Source organism: Bradyrhizobium sp. GW821-FHT12B03 (genome assembly GCF_058807535.1).
This window is the reverse complement of the sequence record NZ_JBXAQU010000011.1, coordinates 221,661-241,167: the sequence shown is the minus strand read 5'-3', so window position 1 is coordinate 241,167 and position 19,507 is coordinate 221,661. Positions and strand designations below refer to the sequence as shown.

The following is a 19,507-nucleotide window of genomic DNA, read 5'->3' as shown; positions in this document are numbered from 1 at the left end:
AAATTGTGCCCAATGGACCCGGGATCATTACCTGCTCTGGCTGTCCCTCCGCTGGTGTTCGCTGCGGGAGACGTTGGGCCCGAGCCGCTATTCTGGCTAAGGTGATGTTCTCAAACGGCTTTTAACCGTTTGCGGAAGCTGAACACGTCCAGGGAATCAGGGTAGGGGTACGGGGTTTCCAAAAGCTTAAGGAACCCTTGCGGGAAACACCGGGAATCTCCGCGGTTTGAATCCAATTTTGTGCGTCGCACAAGATTCTTGACTTTTTTGTGCGTTGCACTAATTGTGGGCAGAGTCAGGGAGCCGGGGCTTCCCGACGCGAGCCAGGGAAAAGGATTCCGAAATGTTCAAGGTTGAAGACTTTCAGAGCTACGGGAAAGAGCACTTCGAGCAGTGCGTCGCCTCCGCGACCTCGGTGCAGCACGGCCTCCAGGCGATCGCCAGCGCCTATGGCGACTACACCAAGAAGTCGTTCGAAGACACCAAGTCCTTCGTCGAGAAGCTTTCCGGCGTGAAGTCGCTGGACAAGGCGATGGAAGCGCAGACCGATTACGCTCGCTCGGCCTACGAGACCTTCGTCGCGGAATCGCAGAAGATCGCCGGCCTCTACAGCGATCTCGCCAAGCAGGCGTTCAAGCCGGTTGAGACCATCGTGTCGAAGTTCACCCCGGCCGCCAACTAACCTTTCCCGGACATCCTGGAAGCGAGAAGCCCGGCTGAACCAGCCGGGCTTTTTCGTTTGCGGGAGTGAGCCAGGATTATTTCGCGACGCGCAGCTTGGAGATCTGCGTGAGGATGTTCTTGAACGCGTCCGATGTCTGCGAGGAGCTCGTGATCATCTGGAAATTGCCGTTGGTCGCGCAGTCCTGCAGCACCTGGGACTTTGCATCCTTGTTGCTGATGTTGACCTGGATCGTGAAGATCGTGACCGGGTTTGTCGTGTCGGCCTTGATGTTCTGGCAGAGGATCTGCTGGCGGTCGTCGATGCTGGACTGCGACGTGCTCCACCGGTTCTGAGTGTTCAAGCCGTCGGACAGCAGCACGATATAGTCCTTGTAGACGTAGTTGGTGGCCTTGGCCGGCGCGGCGATCGGCGGGTTGCTCGTGCTCAGAGACTGCCATCCCCAAGCGAGGCCCACGGCCTGGTTGGTATTGCCGCTCGGAGACATGGCCGTGATCTGGTCCTTGAGCGTCTGCCACTGATTGCTCATCGGAAACACCGTGGCCGGAAGGCAGCCGGACCACTGCTCTGCATAGAATTGCGAGGAAGGGCTGGCGCTGTTCGAGCCGGGTGCGGTGTTCCTGGTGTCGTAGTCCTGATCGCGATCGTTGACGCAGCCGGTCCAGGTGCTGTGTGCGGGGGCCGCTGCCGCCGTTGCCGCGGTGCCGTCGCCGCGCCAGAGGTGACAAATCTTGTTCGAGCCGCTGCCGGTACAGGTGCAGCTCGTGTTCGATCCGCAGCTCGCGCTCGAGCCGGTCACGGTCGTGTAGCAGCCGTTGTAGTAGATGCCGGTCTTGCCCGCGATCTTGTTGCCGTTGTCGATGCTCGGGCAGATATAACCGGCATAGGTGCCGGACGACGGTATCTTGCTGGCGCCGTTGGCGTTGCTTAGCGTTGCCGGCCGGTCCATGCAGGTGAAGCCGTGGCTGTTCTTCGTGAAAGGGCAATCCGATCCGGCGACGGCGGAATTGAAGCTGCTGGACTTGTTGTTGACGAGAATCGGCGGCTCGGCCTCCCACTCCGTCCAATTGATCCATGACGCATCCACATTGGTGGTGCCGACGTTGACGTCCTTCGCGAACGGAATGATCGAGATGTAAACGTCCCCGGTCTGCTTGTTGTAGCCGGACAGCGTGTCGATCATGTCCTTGGCTGCGGCCTGCATGGCGCTCATCTTGCCGTTCTGGGCCATCGATCCGGTGTTATCCAGGATCATCGCCACTCTCATGCGGGTGTTTCCCCATGCGGACGTCGAGCTTGCGCTGAAATCAAGCGTCGGATAGCCGGCGATCCTCATGAAATTGGTCGTCATGGAGCCGGAGCCGGTGACGAGGATGTTCGAGATTCCGCTGGCGTCTTTCGGCGTGTAGGTGGCGTGGATGTCGGCGGTCGACACCGTCCCGCTATGGCCGGTGTAGAGGCCGCTGAAATAGGATTTTGCCTTGGTCTCGATGTCGGCTTCCGAGATGGTGCCGTTGGTCAGGTCCTTGGAGACCATCAAGGCCGCCGCGTCGAGCGCGGCCTGGAGCGAGCTGCGTGCCTGGACGGCGCGGCTATAATCGACCGCAGCGCCGACGAAACCCAGCACCGGGACCAGCGTGATGGCGAAGATCACGGCGATATTGCCTTGCTCGGCCCCTGCAAAACGGGCGAGCTGTCGACGGATGCGGCTGACAACGGGCAGGCGAAGCATGACGATCCCCGAGATCTGTTATTTTGCACGATTTCGCGCCATTCCCTTGAACGGCAGGTAAACCGGCCCGTAGAATTCCGGAGACATGCCGCCGCGGTCGCGTTGACGTCAGGTTCCTGGTCAGCACCTTCTAAACAGCGGGGCGGAATTTTTTGTCAAATCGGTCCGGATTGATTAACCTTGGCCCGGATCGCCCGAACCGGGAATCGGGACCGCCGCGGCCGCATCGGCCGGACCTTTGCACGCTTGCGGCGAGCCGGGGGCAGGCCCATATTCCTTGCAATCGATCCGGTTTGGACCGGACCGGCTGGAAGCGGCGATCCAAAAGACGGTGCGCCAGTGCGAAGCTCCGAAGGGCGGGGCTGCGCGGCGGACCGCCATTCGCTTCCGTGGGGAATTTGAACGCCTGAGCCATGTCGCAACTGACTTCCAGACTTGACCTGTTCGCGGCGGCCGCCGCCCACGCTCCCCGGATGAGCAATGACGAGAACCGTTCCGGCGGCCCGACGGGTCCGAACACCTCTGTCATCACCAAGGTCAAGCCGAAGACCAAGCGGCCGAACCTGTACCGCGTTCTGATCCTGAACGACGACTACACGCCGATGGAATTCGTGGTCCACGTGCTGGAGAAGTTCTTCCAGAAGGACGTCGAGGCGGCGACCAAGATCATGCTGCATGTTCATCATCACGGCATCGGCGAGTGCGGCGTGTTCACCTACGAGATCGCCGAGACCAAAGTGACGCAGGTGATGGATTTCGCCCGCAAGCACCAGCATCCGCTGCAATGCGTGATGGAAAAGAAATAGGTCACCTCACGGCGCGTTCGTAGCCGGCTCTTGTTTGTGCATGTCGCAGTGTGATCGTCGCGTGATGCCTGCGCGCGATGTCCATTGCAGCCGGCAAAACTACGGAATTCTGCACCGGCGCCGATCTCGCCCAAATCGGAACGGGTTTTGCATCGAAAAATACCGCAGGTGGCTAGCTGCCGAGGCGCGGAACCGGTCTTTCGCCGCGGTCTTGTATAACTATATGTGACAAAGGTTGTTGTTGCCTGACCGGGCGAGGACGATCATGATGGTGGGGGCCATAGAGGACGCGAATGCCGACTTTTTCCCAAAGCCTTGAACAATCCCTGCATCGTGCGCTGGCGATCGCAAACGAGCGTCATCACCAATACGCGACGCTCGAGCATCTCTTGCTCTCCCTGATCGACGATTCCGATGCAGCCGCCGTCATGCGCGCCTGTAGCGTCGATCTCGACAAGCTCCGTACGAGCCTCGTCAATTATCTTGAGACCGAATTCGAGAATCTGGTGACGGATGGTGCCGATGATGCCAAGCCGACCGCCGGTTTCCAGCGCGTGATCCAGCGCGCGGTGATCCACGTGCAATCCTCCGGTCGCGAAGAGGTGACCGGCGCCAACGTGCTGATCGCGATCTTCGCCGAGCGCGAGAGTCATGCCGCCTATTTCCTGCAAGAGCAGGACATGACGCGCTATGATGCGGTCAACTACATCAGCCACGGCATCGCCAAGCGGCCGGGCGTCTCCGAAGCACGCCCCGTGCGCGGCGTCGACGAGGAGACCGAGGCCAAGGGCAGCGAGGACGCCAAGAAGAAGGGCGAGGCGCTTGAGACCTATTGCGTCAACCTCAACAAGAAGGCGCGCGACGGCAAGATCGATCCGGTGATCGGACGCAATTCCGAAATCAACCGCGCGATCCAGGTGCTGTGCCGCCGGCAGAAGAACAACCCGCTGTTCGTGGGCGAGGCCGGCGTCGGCAAGACCGCGATCGCCGAGGGCCTTGCCAAGCGCATCGTCGACAGCGAGGTGCCGGAAGTTCTGGCGGCTGCCACCGTGTTCTCGCTGGACATGGGCACGCTGCTCGCCGGCACGCGCTATCGCGGCGACTTCGAGGAGCGACTGAAGCAGGTGCTGAAGGAGCTCGAAGCGCATCCCAACGCCATCCTGTTCATCGACGAGATCCACACCGTGATCGGTGCGGGCGCGACGTCGGGCGGGGCGATGGACGCATCGAACCTGCTCAAGCCGGCGCTCGCTTCGGGCACGATCCGCTGCATGGGCTCGACGACCTACAAGGAATACCGCCAGCACTTCGAGAAGGACCGCGCGCTGGTGCGACGCTTCCAGAAGATCGACATCAACGAGCCGACGGTCGAGGACGCGATCGCGATCCTCAAGGGTCTCAAGCCTTATTTCGAGGACTATCACCGGCTGAAGTACACCAATGAGGCGATCGAGGCTGCCGTGCAGCTCTCCTCGCGCTACATCCACGACCGCAAGCTGCCCGACAAGGCGATCGACGTGATCGACGAATCCGGTGCGGCGCAGATGCTGGTTGCCGAGAACAAGCGCAAGAAGACCATCGGCATCAAGGAGATCGAAACCACGATCGCCTCGATGGCGCGGATCCCGCCGAAGAGCGTGTCGAAGGACGATGCCGAGGTGCTCAAGCATCTCGAGCAGACCCTTAAGCGCACCGTGTTCGGCCAGGACAAGGCGATCGAGTCGCTCGCAGCTTCGATCAAGCTCGCACGCGCGGGCTTGCGCGAGCCGGAGAAGCCGATCGGCTGCTATTTGTTCTCCGGTCCGACCGGTGTCGGCAAGACCGAAGTTGCAAAGCAGCTCGCGGCGTCGCTCGGCGTCGAGCTGCTGCGCTTCGACATGTCCGAATACATGGAGCGGCACACCGCGTCGCGCCTGATCGGCGCGCCTCCCGGCTATGTCGGTTTCGACCAGGGCGGCCTGCTCACCGACGGCGTCGACCAGCATCCGCATTGCGTGGTGCTGCTCGACGAAATCGAGAAGGCGCATCCCGATCTCTACAACGTGCTGCTCCAGATCATGGATCACGGCCGGCTCACCGACCACAACGGCAAACAGGTCAACTTCCGCAACGTGATCCTGATCATGACCACGAATGCGGGTGCTTCGGATCTGGCCAAGCAGGCGTTCGGCTTCACCCGCTCGAAGCGGGAAGGCGACGACCACGAGGCGATCAACCGGCAGTTCGCGCCGGAGTTCCGCAACCGTCTCGATGCCATCGTCTCGTTCGGCCATCTCAGCGTCGAGGTGATCGGCACGGTGGTCGAGAAGTTCGTGCTCCAGCTCGAGGCTCAGCTCGGCGACCGCGACGTCACCATCGAGCTGTCCGAGCCCGCCAAGGCCTGGCTGGTCCAGCACGGCTATGACGAGCAGATGGGCGCGCGGCCGATGGCCCGTGTGATCCAGGAGCACATCAAGAAGCCGCTGGCCGACGAGGTGCTGTTCGGCAAGCTCAAGAGCGGTGGCCACGTTCGCGTCGTCCTGGTCAAGGACGAGGCCGACGAGACCAAGGAGAAGATCGGCTTCGAGTTCGTCGAGGGTCCGGTCACGCCGAAGCAGGAAAAGCTGCCGGGTGCCCGCAAGCGTCCGCCGGGCAAGTCCAAGCCGGGCGGCCCCGGCGGCTCGAAGGGGCCGACCTCCAGGGGGCCGCTGGTCAAGGCTTGATCGGCAGGTGATGAAATCGAAAAGGCCGGCTCAACAGCCGGCCTTTTTGTTTGCGCCGATATCGGGCCGCAGAGCGGCCTTACGTTCCGGCCTCGGGCGCGCGCGGCGGCCGCGGCTTCTTCGGCGCGCGTGGTGCGGCGTGTGGCACCGACGGCTGCATCGTCACGATGACCGGATTCGGCTTGTGATCGGTAGCCGCACCCGTCGCGGCATCGACCCCCATGCCGACGACACCGCCCAGCAGCAGATTGCCGGCAAAGCCGGCGGCGCCGGACGTGGGTATGTCGCGGCTGAGCGGCACGATCTGCGGCTCGTAGCCGTCCTTCTGGAAGGTGATGGAGATGTCGGCGTTCCGCTTGACCACCACGGAGCAGGGCGTCGTGCAGGTGGTCGGAACCTCCATTCCACTGACGATGGCCTCCACGCCTGACGGTGTCGATGAGATGCTGATATTTTCGGTCGTGCCGCGCGTGACGGACGCGCAGCCGCCCAGCATGACGCTGAGCGCCACAATTCCAAATGATCGCATGAAATGCCCCTTGTCCCAGCCGCAGTGAAGCGCAACCAGAGCGCGAGGGAAATACGTCATTGGTCCAGATAGTTAAGCTACACACCGGTTGTGTGGAGAGGGGGCGATAACCTGTGCGTGGGCTCGTCCTAGTCGCCGCGCAGGCGCTGGTCGTCCTGCACCCGGACATGTTCGGCGCCGCGCGCGCCTGCGGGCGAGAGCCGCAGCATGCTCAGCACCGCGCCGCAGAGCGCAAAGCCGACGCCGGTGAGGAGCGCGAGCCGGGTTCCGTCGATCGGGTAGCGGCCGAGGAAAAGGGCGACCAGCGCCGCGCCCGTGGTCTGGCCGAGCAGCCGCGCCGTGCCCAGCATGCCGCTGGCGCCGCCGGCGCGTTCGCGCGGGGCGGCAGCGATCATGGTGCGGTTGTTGGGGGTCTGAAACAGGCCGAAGCCGGCCCCGGCCAGCGCCATCCGCCAGATCACGTCGAGCGGCGTGGGCGTGGCAGGCAGGAGGGCGAGTGCGCCGAGTCCGCAGGCGAACAGCGTGAGCCCGATGCCGCCGAGCAGGCCGGCCGGATAATGCTCGACCAGGCGGCCGGCGAGGGGGGCCGCGAAGGCGAGGGCGATCGGCCACGGCGTGATCAAGAGGCCCATATGCACCGCGGAATAGCCGAAGCGGCTCTGGAGGTAGAAGGGGATCGCGACGAAGGCCAGCATCTGCCCGCAGAACGAGGCGATCGAGGTCGCGATCGACAGCGCGAACACCGGGATGCGCAACAGGTCGATCGGCAGCAGCGGCGAGGTCATGTGGGTCTCGCGGTAGATCAGCAGCGCGCCGGCGACGATCGCGACCGCGAACTGGACGAGGCAGGTGAGCGCGGCCTCGCCATGGCCGACGCTGTCGATCGCGGCGATGCCGACGCCGAAGGTGATTGCGGACAGACCCGCGCTCTGCCAATCGAAGGAATGGCTCGCGGGCTTGGTGTGCGGCAGGCTGCGCAGGCCGAGCAGCAGTGTCACCGCGCCGAGCGGCACGTTGATTGCGAACAGCCAGGGCCAGCTTCCGACCGCGAGGATGCCGGCGGCGAGCGTCGGGCCGACCGCGGCCGAGAAGGCGACGACGAGCGCGTTGAGCCCGATGCCGCGGCCGAGCAGGCTGCGCGGATAGGTGAAGCGCACCAGCGCCGAGTTGACGCTCATGATGCCGGCCGCGCCAAAGCCCTGGATGATGCGTGCGACCGTCAGCAGCGGCAGCGTATGCGCCAGCGCGCAGAAGGCGGATGCGAGCGTGAACAGCACGAGGCCGACCAGATAGACGCGGCGATAGCCGACGATCTCGCCGAGCGAGGCCAGCGGCAGCAGCGAGATGGTGATCGCGAGCTGATAGCCGTTGACGATCCAGATCGAGAAGGCCGGGCTGGCGTCGAGGTCGGCCGCGATCGTCGGCAGCGCCACGTTGGCGATGGCGCTGTCGACCACCGCCATGATGATGCCGAGCGCAATGGTCAGCACCGCCTGGTTGCGCTGTGGCTGCGGCAGGCCGTCCGCATGCACGATCGTGGTTGACGACATGGCAAACGTGTTCGGTTGAGGCGCGGTTGCTCGTCCGCAACTTGATCCGACCCGGGATGGTTCCAGCCAAAGCCGGCGGCTATTTCGGCTTCTGCGGCTCCTGAATCGCTCTAAGGTAGTTTACCACGGCCTCGGCGTCGTCGCGGCCGAATCGAAACGTCGGCATGAAGCGGTGAATGCTGCTGTAGCCGTCCTGCAGGCGCTGCATGAAATCGGGATCGTAGAGCTTGTTCTCGCCGAGGCGGCGAAACGGGGGCGCCAGCTTGTTCGGGCTCGTGCCCGTCCTGCCGACTGCGTGGCACCGCGAGCACATCCGCTGCAACAGTGCTTCAGCGTGCCGCTGCTCGATGTCCATGGCTCGACCATCGGCGCTCCATAGCACGCCAACGGCCAGCAGGGCTGGCGTGAACCTCTTCATCGAGCATTCCCTGTCATTCCCAGCGCGAGCTTGCCTTGCCCCAGACGTAGACAGCGATCAAGGCGATCGTCACCAGCGTCGAGAAGATCAGGATGCGGCGATCCCAATCGATCCTCTCACCCCTTCTGAAGGTGAGAGCCGTGAACAGAGCCTTCATGGCAAATCGGTGCATCGGAAGCCTCGCGAAGCGGTACGATGCCATGGTCGCTGCAGGCCGGCTTGATACAGCTCAAGGCTCGGTTCGTCGTCCGGCTGGGCGCTCTATACCGCCGGCGGATTGCGGTCGGTGAAGGTCGTGCGCTGGTGCCAGTAGGGATAGGGCAGCGTCACCTTGCTCGCGGCATCGAGCTTTCCAACCTGGTCCTTGGTCAGTGACCAGCCGACCGCGCCGAGATTTTCGCGAAGCTGCGCCTCGTTGCGCGCGCCGATGATCAGCGTCGAGACCGTCGGACGCTGGAGCAGCCAGTTCAGCGCAATCTGCGAGACGCTCTTTCCCGTCTCCCTGGCGACCTCGTCGATCGCGTCAACCACGCGATAGACGTGCTCGTCGGGCACGGGAGGCCCGAATTCCGCCGTCTTGGGCAGACGGCTCACTTCTGGCTTGGGCTGGCCGCGCCGGATTTTTCCGGTGAGGCGCCCCCATCCGAGCGGCGACCAGACCACTGCGCCGAGCCCCTGGTCGAGGCCGAGCGGCATCAGCTCCCATTCGTAGTCGCGGCCGATCAATGAGTAGTAGGTCTGGTTGGCGACGTAGCGCGGGAAGCCGTGCTTGTCGGCGACTGAGAGCGACTTCATCAGGTGCCAGCCTGAAAAGTTCGAGACGCCGACATAACGGATCTTGCCGGCCCGCACGAGCACGTCGAGGGTGGCAAGCACCTCTTCAGGCGGGGTGAAGGCGTCGAAGCCGTGGAGCTGGAACAGATCGATGTAGTCGGTGCCGAGCCGGGCGAGCGATCCGTCGACGGCGGCGAGCAGATGCTGCCGTGACGAGCCGATGTCGTTGGGGCCGTCGCCGAAGCGGAACGTCGCCTTGGTCGAGACCAGCACCTTGTCGCGGCGGCCCTTGATGGCTTGCCCAAGAACACGCTCGGACTCGCCGAGCGAATAGACGTCGGCGGTGTCGAACATCGACACGCCGGCCTCCAGACAGATGTCCAGAAGGCGGCGCGCTTCGCTCGCGTCCGTGGTGCCCCATGCCGCGAGGCGGCCGACGCCGCCGAATGTGCCGGTTCCCAGGCTCAGAGCGGGCACCATCAGGCCGGACCGGCCCAAGCGTCGGTATTCCATCGATATGCTCCTCGGCTGGCCGCTGATTGATCCATGCGGCCTTGTTGCCGAAGCTAGCGCAAGCAGGCACCTTGTCCTATCACGCGCTCACATAGCGGCTCTGCTCGGGGGCGCGTCTAGTCGTGCCGAAGCATGTCATCGAACGCGGTATCGACGACACGCGGGCCGATCGTCCTCACGGGAGGCTGCATCTCGATTGCTGCTGCGACGGAGGGCGCGCAGGCGAGCTCGAAGTTGCGCGCCTGCCGCGGCAGGAGCGCAAGACTCCAGCCCACCACGACCAACGCCGCGAGCCGGATCGCGATCATGCCCAGCAACAACTCCGATCCGCTTATCGTGGCGTGAGTCCTCATGTCAGCAGCCTGAGGCAGGTTGCCAACCAAGACAATCAGGAATTGCCGAGCGCTGCCTTCGCTCAGGACGAAGGCTTGTGGTGATGGCTGGCCGGAATTGACGTCAATGCCGCAACTGGCTCTGCCTGAAATCGCGCGGCGACATGCCAAAGTGCTCGCGGAAGACGCGGCCGAAATGCGAGAGGTCGTTGAAGCCCCAGGCAAAGGCTATCTCGCTGATGTGGCGGTGGGCGAGCACGGGTGAAGCGAGGTCGCGCCGGCATTGCGCAAGACGCTCGGCAAGAACGTGGCGCTGGAACGAGGTGTCCTCGTCGGCGAGGAGGTCGTTCACGTAGCGCGGCGAGATGCCGAGCGCGGCCGCGGTCTCCGCCAGCGACAGATCGGGATCTGCAAGGTGCGCGCGGATGTGGGCCTTCAGCCGGTAGAGCAGGGCGGAGCGATGGGTCGAGGACGGCAGCGGTGTCTTGCCGAGCCGCTCGCTCAGCGCCATTGCGAGGAGATCGACGGCCTGCTCCGACAGCGCTGCGGAACTGTGCGGGGCGAGCCGGTCCGCGCTCTGGCAGAGCCTGAAGATGAAGTCGTAGGCGAGCCGCTCGAGCGGCGCATCGGCGCCGAACGAGATCGCGGTCAGCGTCTCGGTGCCGCCGAGCCGTCGCTGCAACATCTCGCGCGGCACCTTGAAGATGGTCTGCGTGAAGCTGCCGTCGAACTTCAGCTCATAGGGACGCGTGGTGTCGTAGAGCGCGAACTCGCCGGGATGGATCACGGTCTCGCGGCCGTCCTGCACCACGCCGCCGTCGCCGCGATTGCCCAGCGCAATGAGAACGAAATCGTGGTCCGAGCGCGCGATGCGCGAGGGCGTGCGGAACACATGCTGGCGGTCGGAGCAAACGTCGGAGCACACCGCCTTGCCGAGCGTGGCCTGCGTGACCGAGCCGCGGAAGGCGCTGCCGAGGTCGGACTTGCAGTCGAGCCCGACGAAAACGTCGCAGACGATGTCCTGCCAGAGAGCAAGCCGCCGGTAGCCGGGACTGTCGTCCGTCGTGAACTGGATTGGCATCTGGCAAGCCTCCTGTCACATCCAGCAAAACCGCATCTCGGCGCAGATCCGGCCTGCCTGCAGGCAAGTTCCGTACCGGCGGCGATCCCGCCCGGTCGAGTTTTTGTTCCGCCACGGTCGAGCGCTCGGCGGCCCAGCTTGGCCAAATAGACTGCATCGGACGCGGTCTGCGATCAACCGGCAATGGAGGCGGCAATGGGCATCGAACATCCAAAGTACAAGGTGGCGGTGGTGCAGGCAGCGCCCGCCTGGCTCGATCTCGACGCCTCGATTGACAAGTCGATCGCGCTGATCCGCGAGGCGGCCGAGAAGGGCGCCAGGCTGATCGCATTTCCGGAGGCCTTCATCCCCGGCTACCCCTGGCATATCTGGCTGGACTCGCCGGCCTGGGCGATCGGCCGCGGCTTTGTGCAGCGCTATTTCGACAATTCGCTGTCCTATGAGAGCCCGCAGGCCGGGCGCTTGCGCGATGCCGTGCGCAAGGCGAAGCTGACGGCGGTGATCGGCCTGTCCGAACGCGACGGCGGCAGCCTTTATCTCGCGCAATGGCTGATCGGTCCTGACGGCGAGACCATCGCCAAGCGCCGCAAGCTGCGGCCGACCCATGCCGAGCGCACGGTCTATGGCGAGGGCGACGGCAGCGATCTCGCCGTGCATGCGCGGCCCGACATCGGCCGTATCGGCGCGCTGTGCTGCTGGGAGCATCTCCAGCCGCTGTCGAAATACGCGATGTATGCCCAGAACGAGCAGGTGCATGTGGCGGCCTGGCCGAGCTTCTCGCTCTACGATCCGTTCGCGCCGGCGCTCGGTGCCGAGGTGAACAATGCCGCCTCGCGCGTCTACGCGGTGGAGGGCTCCTGCTTCGTGCTTGCGCCGTGCGCGACGGTGTCGCAGGCCATGATCGACGAGCTCTGCGACCGGCCGGACAAGAATGCGCTGCTGCACGTCGGCGGTGGCTTCGCTGCGATCTACGGCCCCGACGGCAGCCAGATCGGCGACAAGCTCGCACCGGACCAGGAGGGCCTCCTGATCACCGAGATCGACCTCGGTGCCATCGGCGTCGCCAAGAATGCGGCGGATCCCGCCGGGCACTATTCGCGGCCCGACGTCACGCGGCTGCTGCTCAACAAGAAGCGATACCAGCGCGTCGAGCAGTTCGCACTGCCGGTCGATACCATCGAGCCCACGGATATCGCCGCGGCGGCGAGCTGATAGCCGGGAGCGGAGGGGAGGGCACGATCATGGAATCCGCAATTCCTCTGCATCTTGAAACTCAGCGTACGCGCCACAAGCGCGTGCCGGACGATTACCAGCCGCCATATCCGTCCTTCGTGGCGCGCTACAAGCCTGCCGTCAGCCGCGTCGTGATGGCGTATTTCGGCGTGCAATATCGCGGTGTGGCGCCCGCGGCTGCGACGGACGCGCTGACTGAAATCGCAGGGCTCTTCGTTGCGGAGAACGGTCCGTCGTATTGGGACCGCGCGCAGTATGTCGACCAGTCCGGCTACGAGAACGTTGTCTCGGTCGCCTATTGGGACGACGTCGCACGCTTCGATGCCTGGTTCGCGCCTGCACGTGTGGCCTGGACTGGCAAAGAGCGGGAAGGCATCGGTAACTTCATCGAGGTGCTGCGTCCCATGGTGGCGCGGCACGAGACGCTGTTCTCCTCGCTCGACCGGCCCGAAGGTGTCGCCGTCATTGCGGAGGGCATGAGCGGCGAGGTGCAGGAGCACGCTTATTGGGGCGGCATGCGCGATCGCATTCCGCTGTCGCAGACCGACGCGATGGCGCCCGGCGGCGCGCCCGAGCTGGTCCGCGATGGCGGACGGCTGCGCGTGAAAGCGCATGACAATCTCTGCCTGATCCGCTCCGGGCAGGACTGGAGTGACACCGAGGCGTCGGAGCGAAAGCTCTATCTCGACGACGTCGAGCCGGTGCTGCGCGAGGGCATGGATTTTCTGCGCGACGACGGTCTCGGCATCGGCTGCTACGCCAACCGCTACATGAATGTGCTCGCCGCCGACGGCAGCGTGAGCGAAAAGTCCTACGGCCAGAGCTGGTGGAAGAGCCTTGCTGCGCTGGAGCGCTGGGCGGAATCGCATCCGACCCACGTCAAAATCTTTGGCGCCGCGATGAAATACCTCTCGACCCTCGGGCCGTCAGCAAAGCTGCGGCTCTATCACGAGGTCACGGTGGCGGCCGCGGACGAGCAGTTCTTCGAATATCGGAACTGCCACCCGAAAACGGGTATGCTCGCCGCTGTCGAAACGGCCGGTGCCTAGGCCACACAATGGACGAGCAGTTCCGGATGCGCGGTGCAGATGTGATGCGCGCCGGCATCCCGCAGCTCGGCCTCGCTACCATAGCCGTAGAGCACGCCGATCGCGGTCATGCCGTTGGTCCGGGCGCCGACCACGTCATGGCTGCGGTCGCCGATCATGATGGCGCTGGTGGGGTCGACCTTGGCTTCGTCGAGGGCGTAGCGGAGCAGGTCGCGCTTGTCGACGCGCGTGCCGTCGAGCTCGGAGCCGAACACGCGCTCGAAATACGGCTCCAATCCGAAATGCTCGACGATGCGGGTGGCATAGACCGCGGGCTTGCTGGTAGCCACGAACATGCGCTGGTTGGTTGCGGCAATCGTCGTCAGCGTGTCGATGATGCCGGCATAGGCCTCGTTCTCGAACAGGCCGATATCGGCAAATCGCTCGCGGTAGAGCAGCAGGGCCCGGTCGGCCAGTTCCTCGCTTCCGGTGAGCCTCTTCAGGCTGGTATGCAGGGGCGGTCCGATGCACCAGGTCAGCTCGTCCTCGCTCGGCACTGCGAGGTTCAGGCGCTCGAGCGCATACTGGATCGAGCGCGTGATCCCGGGCTTGGGATTGGTCAACGTGCCGTCGAGATCGAAATAGATTGTCGCCATGCTGCCCGCGCTCGTGTTGATGCTGCCGCTGCTTGACCTAGACGAGACGGCTCGCCAAAGCAACGCGCGCCGCTTTAAAGCTCGCTATTGGCGGGGCGTCGGCGTAGAGTCAATCCTATCACCGCATTTCCCATGGCATCGACCGGTGACTGAGGGTCACTCGCGCTCCCGCCGACTGAGCAGGAGCGCGTATGTCTAGATTTCGCCTTGCCAATTGGATCGTGCCGTCAGTGGTCGTGGTATTGGCGCTTGGCACGCTGGCACAAGGCGCTTCCGCCGGGGAGGCTGACTGCCGCGCGATCGAAAGCACGAGTGAGCGCCTGGCCTGTTACGATGTTGCCTTTCCGCCGAAGGTGAAGAAGTCCGCGGCAGTCCAGACCGACTCCTCTCGCGCCGCCTACAAGGACCCGTTCGTAGCCGAAGAGGTCAGAACCGCAGCGAAGCTGAAGAACATCTGCCGCGGTTGCTAAGATTTGCCTATTCAGGCACAGCCGGCCAAAGGAAATCCTCATGGTCCGCGAAACAACCTTTGTCGTGCAGGCCTTCAACGCGGGCAAAGGAGGCAATCTCAAGGCCGACGCTCCCATCGTCTGCAAGTCGGAAAGCGGCGCGCTGCGAACCGCGGAGAGACTGGCCTTGAGCAAACTCGGAGTCGTTGCGTTCTCGTCGAGTGGCGATCCCGAAACGGGGGACTATGACGATGAGCCTGCGGTGTTCTTCCGGAGGGGTGAGCTTCCGACGGGCTTCGACTGAGCGTTGGGCCGCCTTGGGCTGCGATCGCGACAATAATTTGAAGGAGAGCCCACATGAGCGAGCGACTTGAAATCCTGAAGAAGGCCCGTGATCGCATGATCGAAGACAGGGACGCGCATGCGAAAGTGCTGGCCGCTCCCTTTGTGCGCGACACGGCCGAGCGGGCGCGTAACAAGTTCGTGGAGATTCAGGCGCTGATCGACGCCCTCGACCGGGCCATCAGCGGCGAAAAGCTGATTCCCGTCACGAACTGAAGCAGCGCGAGGCGAGATCGGCGGACGACTCGTCGCAGCGGAGCGGTCGCAAGCCGTCGGCCGCGCTCCTTCATTGCTGTCGCGCCCATGCGACGATCGCGGCGGCATCCGCACCGGCCTGGGCCTCCCAGGCCGCGATCGTGCCTGTTGCGGCGTTGCGCAGTGCTGCGACGAGGGATTGCGGTGCGGGCTCGGCGATGTTGACGCCGTTGTCGCGCATGCGGGCATAATTCTCGGTCGTGCGATGGGCGAGCAGCGCGAACTGGCTCTGCTCGGTCTCGGCCGCAGCGGCCATCACCTCGCGCTGCATCGGCTCGGGCAGTTCGGCAAATGCGTCGTTGCGGACGAAGGCGATCGAAATCGGCATCGCATAGTTGATAGCCGTGAAATGCGGCAGGAAGTCCCAGAGCTTGCGTCCCGCACCGCCGTCGCCGGAGGTAAGGAATGCATTCAGTTGATGTTCCTTCAATCCGGCAAGCGCTTTGTCCATCGGCAGGAACTGCGCATTGGCACCGGCCGCACGCATCACCGCGCTGGAATTGGCATCATAGGCCCGCAGGTTCAGCTTCGGCAGATCGTCGGCGCCTGCGAGCGCACGATCCGACCAGAGGCCCGTCGCCGGCCAGATCGTCAGATAGAGCAGCTTGAGACCTCGGGCGGCGAACGCCTTTTCGTAGAGTGGACGTGCCCGCTCATTGGCGGCGCGGGCGACATCGACCGATTGCACCAGGAAGGGCAGGGTGGAGAGGCCGAGCACCGGGTCGAGGCCGGACAGCGCGCCGGCAAAGGCATCGCCGCCGGCGATCCGGCCATCGAGCGCCGCGCGCGGCATTTCGCCCGAGTTGATCTTGAGCTCGTTGTCGAAGGCATTCGCCACGGTCACAAGTCCGTTGGTGCGTTCGGATACGCGCTTGGCGAAGGTCACCAGCCCGATTCCGGAAATGTTATTCTCGGGATATTCGGTGGTCATGCGCCAGGACACCTGCGCCATGGCCGGCGCGGCGGACAGGACCAGGGCGGCGAGGGCAAGGATCGCGCGGATCCGTTTGGCGGGGGAACGCATTGGGAGAAGCAGGTCAGGCAGCATATATTGGCAACTCGTCGAACCATGGCACGATGCCACAACATGGCGGATCATCTTGTCGCATGCTGCGCCGGTGCGCGCCACAGCGATGCTTGGGCAGTGTTGGCGCGAATTGCGTCAATCCTCGTTGTCGCGCTGCTCGTCTCGACGTCGCAGGCTGCGGCCTGGGACAATTCGCCGGCAAAAACCAACGTCGCTGTCCCGAGCGTCGAGGAGCTCGCCGTGCCGCCGCAAAAACCCGCGGATGGGCGCGAGAGCGACACACGGGAATCGATCTGTCTGATCGTCGAGGCGGCCGCACGCGACGCCAATCTGCCGCTGGAATTTTTCGCCCGCGTAATCTGGCAGGAGAGCCGTTTCCAGGCCGATGCAGTGGGCCCCATGACGCGTAGCGGCGAGCATGCGCAGGGGATCGCGCAGTTCATGCCGGGCACCGCGGGCGAACGCGGGTTGCTCGATCCTTTCAACCCGGTTCAGGCCTTGCCGAAGTCGGCGGAGTTCTTGAACGAGCTGCGCAACCAGTTCGGCAATCTCGGCCTGGCCGCAGCCGCCTACAATGCCGGCCCGCGCCGGGTGCAGGAATGGCTCGCCGGCACCGGCCCGATGCCGGACCAGACCCGCAACTACGTTTATGCCATCACCGGCACGACCGTGGACGCGTGGGCCAAGGCGGGCAGCACCGGCAAGGGTCCGCCGAGTGCGCCGCCGACCAGCTGTCGTGACCTCATGGCGCTGTTGAAGCGCGCGCCGAATCCGTTCGTTGCCGAACTCGAGCAGCATGTAGGGCTTGCCGCCGCCAAGATCTGGGGCGTGCAGCTCGCGGCCGGCTTCGATCGCAACAGGGCGCTGGCAATGTACTCCCGCGCCGTGACGCGGCTGAGCGCGGTGATCGGCGGGCGTGATCCGAGCCTGTTGAGCTCGGTGATGCGCAGCCGCGGCACGCGCGCGTTCTATCAGGTGCGCATCGGCGCCGATACGCGAGCCGAGGCGGATGATTTGTGCAATCGAATTCGCAAGGCCGGCGGCGCCTGCTTCGTCCTGAAGAACCGCGGTGTGAGCGGGTAGGGCGTGTCACTTCGCATGCCAGCCCCGCCGCGCGCTTCCTTGACGCGGGCCGTCGCATTGCCCGTTATGCAGGCACGATTCCGCAACCCCGACCAAAACTCCCGTGGCGCTTCCTCCGCTCGATTCATCTCAATGGCAGAGCCCCTGGCGCGCCTTTGCGTGGGGGCTGCGCTCGATCACGCAGACGATCCTGACCGTCGTGCTGTTCGTGACTTATCTCGGCATCGGCGCACTCGCCCACGACACCCATTTCAGCCTGCTCTGGGCGCTCTGCTCGACGCTGTTCGTCTGGGCAGGTCCGGCGCAGATCATCCTGATCACGACGCTCGGCTCGGGCGCCACCGTCGTCCAGTCGGCGATCGCGGTCACCGTCAGCGCCATCCGCCTGTTTCCGATGGTGGTCTCGGTGTTGCCGCTGATGCGCACGCCCACGACGAAACGGCGCGAGCTGGTCTTCGCCGCGCATCTCACCGCCGTGACGCTGTGGGTCGAATGCCATCGCTTCCTGCCGCTTGTGCCGCGCGAGCGGCGCATCGCCTTCGTCCACGGCCTCGGCTGCGGCCTCGTCTCGGTGTGCCTCACCGCCAACACGGTCGGCTATTTCCTCGCCGCCAACCTGACGCAGACGCTTGGCGCGGCGATCCTGCTCTTGACCCCGCTGTCCTTCCTGTTCTCGACCGCGCGCAACAGTCGCGAGGTCGCCGATGTCGTGGCGCTCGCGCTCGGCGTCCTGCTTTATCCGCTGGCGGCAAAGATGAACTCCGGCCTCGACATCCTCGTCAGCGGCCTCGTGGCTGGCACGATCGCCTACGGCGTGCATTGGTGGCGGGAGGTAGGCGCATGAGCTTTGCGCAAGCGATCGGCGACTGGCACGCGCTGGCGGTGCTGTTCGTCGCCGGCGTCGTTCCCAACCAGATCTGGCGTATGCTGGGCCTGTGGTTCGGCGGCGGCATCGACGAGGGCTCCGAGCTGTTGGTCTGGGTGCGGGCGGTCGCCACCGCGATCCTGGCCGGTGTCATCGCCCAGATCGTGGTCGAGCCGCCCGGGGCGCTGGCCAGCGTGCCGGATGTCCTGCGCTATGGCGCGGTCGCCGCCGGCCTCATCGTCTTCCTGCTGACCCGCCGCTCGATCTTCGCCGGCGTGGTGACAGGCGAAGTCTTCATGCTGGCCGGCAAGTGGTGGTTGGGCTAAAACCGCTTCCGATTGGCTTTAAGGAACAGGAAATATGGTTCGCGAACAGGAGCTCCGCGAGGGCGAGGTCGCCATCGAGTTGCCGCCCGCAGAGGATGCCGGCCTCGTCTTCATCGGCCGTATCCGCACGCCCTGGACCTCGCGGCTGGAGACGCCGCGGCAGGGACGTCAGGACGGCCCGATCTGCCGGCTCGAGATCTTCGAGCCGTTCGTGCCGGCCATCAAGGGTGTCGATTTCTACAGCAATCTCGAAGTGCTCTACTGGCTCGACAAGTCGCGCCGCGACATCATCCTGCAGAGCCCGAAGAACAACGAGAAAACCCGCGGCACGTTTTCGCTGCGCTCGCCGGTGCGGCCCAATCCGATCGGGACTTCGATTGTGAAACTCGTCGGCATCGAGGGAAATGCCATTCTGGTGCGCGGGCTCGATTGCCTCGACAACACGCCGCTGATCGACATCAAGCCCGACCGCTGCGAGTTCACGCCGCTGGCCGCGCCGCAAGCCGGGGACTTCCAGACGGAGTGAGGGCGCTTCACACCGTCATTGCAAGGAGCTCGCGACAAAATTGCGAAGCAATTTTGCGCTGATGCGACGAAGCAATCCGCCTCTGCCGGAGCAGTCTGGATTGCTTCGCTGCGCTCGCAATGACGGGCAGAGAGACTTAGCTCGCCTTCAGCGCCGCGATCAGCTTGGTCGCGTTTTCTTCCAGGACCTTGACGTCTTCCTTGCGGCTCGCGGGCGGCAGCATCGCCACCCCGTCGTGGCGCGGCAGGACGTGCATGTGCAGGTGAAACACCACCTGTCCGCCGGCCGGTTCGTTGAATTGCTGCACGGTGATGCCGTCGGCCTTGAACGCCTTCATCGCGGCAGCGGCAATTCTGTGCGCGCCGCGGGCAACATGGGCGTAGTCATCCGGCTTGATGTCGAGGATGTTGCGGGCGGGGGCCTTCGGGATCACCAGCGTATGGCCTGATACCCGCGGCATGATGTCGAGGAAGGCGAAGACATGCTCGTCCTCATAGACCTTGTGGCAAGGAAACTCGCCGCGCAGGATCTTTGCGAAGATGTTGTTGGGGTCGTAGGCGGTCATGGCAGTACCTCGGCGGCTCCTCGGAATTTTGCG

At 64.4% G+C, this 19,507-nt stretch carries 23 protein-coding genes; 12 read left to right on the top strand and 11 right to left on the bottom strand.

What is annotated here, in order from left to right; all coding sequences use genetic code 11:
* Positions 1-343: 343 nt before the first annotated feature.
* A complete protein-coding gene (locus AC1RUR_RS22255) occupies positions 344-682 on the top strand; it encodes a phasin family protein (protein WP_492847839.1) in 339 nt (112 codons plus the stop codon).
* Between the two features lie 76 nt (positions 683-758).
* Here the strand turns inward: AC1RUR_RS22255 and AC1RUR_RS22250 are convergent, their stop codons facing one another.
* Positions 759-2,414, bottom strand: a complete 1,656-nt coding sequence (locus AC1RUR_RS22250) for a TadE/TadG family type IV pilus assembly protein (RefSeq protein WP_492847837.1) — start codon at positions 2,412-2,414, stop codon at positions 759-761.
* A gap of 473 nt (positions 2,415-2,887) precedes the next feature.
* Between AC1RUR_RS22250 and clpS the strand changes: the two genes are divergently transcribed.
* The gene (gene clpS, locus AC1RUR_RS22245; RefSeq protein ID WP_015685564.1) at positions 2,888-3,220 is read left to right on the top strand and encodes an ATP-dependent Clp protease adapter ClpS; all 333 of its coding nucleotides are present in this window, start codon (positions 2,888-2,890) and stop codon (positions 3,218-3,220) included.
* A 293-nt stretch (positions 3,221-3,513) separates the two neighbouring features.
* On the top strand, positions 3,514-5,922 hold the full coding sequence (clpA, locus tag AC1RUR_RS22240) for an ATP-dependent Clp protease ATP-binding subunit ClpA (protein ID WP_492847836.1): 2,409 nt from the start codon (positions 3,514-3,516) through the stop codon (positions 5,920-5,922).
* Positions 5,923-6,001: 79 nt separating this feature from the next.
* Here clpA and AC1RUR_RS22235 read toward each other — a convergent pair whose 3' ends face one another.
* From AC1RUR_RS22235 to AC1RUR_RS22205, 7 genes are all read right to left on the bottom strand, one after another.
* A complete protein-coding gene (locus tag AC1RUR_RS22235; protein WP_492847834.1) occupies positions 6,002-6,451 on the bottom strand; it encodes a PEGA domain-containing protein in 450 nt (149 codons plus the stop codon).
* A gap of 128 nt (positions 6,452-6,579) precedes the next feature.
* Complete coding sequence (locus tag AC1RUR_RS22230; RefSeq protein WP_492847832.1) at positions 6,580-8,001, bottom strand: MFS transporter; 1,422 nt, start codon at positions 7,999-8,001, stop codon at positions 6,580-6,582.
* A gap of 79 nt (positions 8,002-8,080) precedes the next feature.
* Positions 8,081-8,419, bottom strand: a complete 339-nt coding sequence (locus AC1RUR_RS22225) for a c-type cytochrome (protein ID WP_492847830.1) — start codon at positions 8,417-8,419, stop codon at positions 8,081-8,083.
* 13 nt (positions 8,420-8,432) lie between these two features.
* Positions 8,433-8,591: a hypothetical protein gene (locus AC1RUR_RS22220; protein ID WP_492847828.1), complete on the bottom strand. Its 159-nt coding sequence runs from the start codon at positions 8,589-8,591 to the stop codon at positions 8,433-8,435.
* An 89-nt stretch (positions 8,592-8,680) separates the two neighbouring features.
* Positions 8,681-9,706 (bottom strand): aldo/keto reductase, encoded by a 1,026-nt coding sequence (locus tag AC1RUR_RS22215; protein ID WP_492847826.1) that lies wholly within the window; start codon positions 9,704-9,706, stop codon positions 8,681-8,683.
* Between the two features lie 116 nt (positions 9,707-9,822).
* Positions 9,823-10,059, bottom strand: a complete 237-nt coding sequence (locus AC1RUR_RS22210) for a hypothetical protein (RefSeq protein WP_492847824.1) — start codon at positions 10,057-10,059, stop codon at positions 9,823-9,825.
* Between the two features lie 103 nt (positions 10,060-10,162).
* Positions 10,163-11,119, bottom strand: a complete 957-nt coding sequence (locus tag AC1RUR_RS22205) for an AraC-like ligand-binding domain-containing protein (RefSeq protein WP_492847822.1) — start codon at positions 11,117-11,119, stop codon at positions 10,163-10,165.
* Between the two features lie 195 nt (positions 11,120-11,314).
* Between AC1RUR_RS22205 and AC1RUR_RS22200 the strand changes: the two genes are divergently transcribed.
* The gene (locus tag AC1RUR_RS22200; protein ID WP_492847820.1) at positions 11,315-12,331 is read left to right on the top strand and encodes a carbon-nitrogen hydrolase family protein; all 1,017 of its coding nucleotides are present in this window, start codon (positions 11,315-11,317) and stop codon (positions 12,329-12,331) included.
* Between the two features lie 29 nt (positions 12,332-12,360).
* On the top strand, positions 12,361-13,401 hold the full coding sequence (locus AC1RUR_RS22195) for a phenylacetaldoxime dehydratase family protein (RefSeq protein WP_492847818.1): 1,041 nt from the start codon (positions 12,361-12,363) through the stop codon (positions 13,399-13,401).
* Here the strand turns inward: AC1RUR_RS22195 and AC1RUR_RS22190 are convergent.
* Positions 13,398-14,036 carry an HAD family hydrolase gene (locus AC1RUR_RS22190; RefSeq protein ID WP_492847816.1) on the bottom strand — a complete coding sequence of 213 codons (639 nt, stop codon included), beginning with the start codon at positions 14,034-14,036 and terminating at the stop codon, positions 13,398-13,400. The two genes, AC1RUR_RS22195 and AC1RUR_RS22190, sit on opposite strands and share 4 nt — an antisense overlap.
* Before the next feature lie 191 nt (positions 14,037-14,227).
* Between AC1RUR_RS22190 and AC1RUR_RS22185 the strand changes: the two genes are divergently transcribed.
* The 3 genes from AC1RUR_RS22185 to AC1RUR_RS22175 are packed head-to-tail and all read left to right on the top strand — an operon-like array spanning position 14,228 to position 15,043.
* Positions 14,228-14,506 (top strand): type VI secretion system-associated protein TagO, encoded by a 279-nt coding sequence (locus AC1RUR_RS22185; protein WP_492847814.1) that lies wholly within the window; start codon positions 14,228-14,230, stop codon positions 14,504-14,506.
* Between the two features lie 40 nt (positions 14,507-14,546).
* Entirely contained in the window at positions 14,547-14,789 is a 243-nt protein-coding gene (locus AC1RUR_RS22180; protein ID WP_492847812.1) for a hypothetical protein, read from the top strand.
* Between the two features lie 53 nt (positions 14,790-14,842).
* Entirely contained in the window at positions 14,843-15,043 is a 201-nt protein-coding gene (locus tag AC1RUR_RS22175; RefSeq protein WP_492847810.1) for a hypothetical protein, read from the top strand.
* Positions 15,044-15,113: 70 nt separating this feature from the next.
* On the opposite strand, the gene AC1RUR_RS22170 is transcribed toward AC1RUR_RS22175, so the two are convergent.
* Entirely contained in the window at positions 15,114-16,130 is a 1,017-nt protein-coding gene (locus AC1RUR_RS22170) for a TRAP transporter substrate-binding protein (protein ID WP_492847808.1), read from the bottom strand.
* 39 nt (positions 16,131-16,169) lie between these two features.
* On the opposite strand from AC1RUR_RS22170, the gene AC1RUR_RS22165 reads away from it, so the two are divergent.
* From AC1RUR_RS22165 to tsaA, 4 genes are all read left to right on the top strand, one after another.
* Complete coding sequence (locus AC1RUR_RS22165) at positions 16,170-17,192, top strand: transglycosylase SLT domain-containing protein (protein WP_492847806.1); 1,023 nt, start codon at positions 16,170-16,172, stop codon at positions 17,190-17,192.
* A 103-nt stretch (positions 17,193-17,295) separates the two neighbouring features.
* Positions 17,296-18,036, top strand: a complete 741-nt coding sequence (locus AC1RUR_RS22160; protein WP_492847804.1) for an AzlC family ABC transporter permease — start codon at positions 17,296-17,298, stop codon at positions 18,034-18,036.
* Positions 18,033-18,383: an AzlD domain-containing protein gene (locus tag AC1RUR_RS22155; RefSeq protein WP_492847802.1), complete on the top strand. Its 351-nt coding sequence runs from the start codon at positions 18,033-18,035 to the stop codon at positions 18,381-18,383. Before AC1RUR_RS22160 ends, AC1RUR_RS22155 begins: the two co-directional genes overlap by 4 nt.
* A 34-nt stretch (positions 18,384-18,417) precedes the next feature.
* The gene (gene tsaA, locus AC1RUR_RS22150) at positions 18,418-18,909 is read left to right on the top strand and encodes a tRNA (N6-threonylcarbamoyladenosine(37)-N6)-methyltransferase TrmO (RefSeq protein WP_492847800.1); all 492 of its coding nucleotides are present in this window, start codon (positions 18,418-18,420) and stop codon (positions 18,907-18,909) included.
* Positions 18,910-19,045: 136 nt separating this feature from the next.
* Here tsaA and AC1RUR_RS22145 read toward each other — a convergent pair whose 3' ends face one another.
* On the bottom strand, positions 19,046-19,474 hold the full coding sequence (locus AC1RUR_RS22145) for an HIT family protein (protein ID WP_492847798.1): 429 nt from the start codon (positions 19,472-19,474) through the stop codon (positions 19,046-19,048).
* Positions 19,475-19,507 lie beyond the last annotated feature (33 nt).